The organism is Faecalibacterium hattorii, from assembly GCF_003287455.1.
GTDB lineage: Bacteria > Bacillota > Clostridia > Oscillospirales > Ruminococcaceae > Faecalibacterium > Faecalibacterium hattorii.
This window is the reverse complement of sequence record NZ_PRLC01000054.1, coordinates 1-556: the sequence shown is the minus strand read 5'-3', so window position 1 is coordinate 556 and position 556 is coordinate 1. Positions and strand designations below refer to the sequence as shown.

The following is a 556-nucleotide window of genomic DNA, read 5'->3' as shown; positions in this document are numbered from 1 at the left end:
CCACCCATCATCCGCTCTACGGCGGCTTACGCGCCGCCTGAGGTGGTTGACGGTAAGCCGCCCCTCTATCCCTACACGCCCATCAAATCATCCTTTGAGGATGCTGGGAGTGTCGAGGACATGATGCTGTACACCGAACTGGAAGCTGCGGTACACGCAATGATCCAGCGGCTGGAATATAGCTTCACGTTCAACCCCAGCCTGCTCACCATCCCAAAGCGTAAGCAGCAGGTTGCTGAAATTCTGAAAGAAGCCGAAACGTACATCTGGAGGATCAAGGAGGAAATGCGATGCGCCTGAAAGACAACAACAATCCCTTCATCCATGTCAACCCGCCGTACCAGCTCATGGTCATCCACAGCAGCAAGCTGGTCTACCCCCGCGAACTGTATCAGCGCGGTGTGGAGCGCAAGCGTGTGGAACTGATCGCCGCCCACTTCAACGAATATGTGGCAAATGAGCCGAAGGTCAGTTTCCGCAACGGTCAGTTCATCGTAACGGATGGGCAGCACACCATCGAGGGGCGCATCCTCCGCAACGGCGGCAAGGATCTGCC

The 556-nt window shown here is 56.5% G+C and carries 1 protein-coding gene and 1 pseudogene; both read left to right on the top strand.

Annotation, left to right across the window (positions count from 1 at the left end):
- Positions 1 to 300, top strand: a pseudogene (locus C4N23_RS13735) (type II toxin-antitoxin system PemK/MazF family toxin); the annotation flags it as partial.
- The coding region (locus tag C4N23_RS13730) for a DUF6551 family protein (protein ID WP_333490629.1) at positions 291 to 556 on the top strand (266 nt) is incomplete at its 3' end. The pseudogene C4N23_RS13735 and the gene C4N23_RS13730, both read left to right, overlap by 10 nt.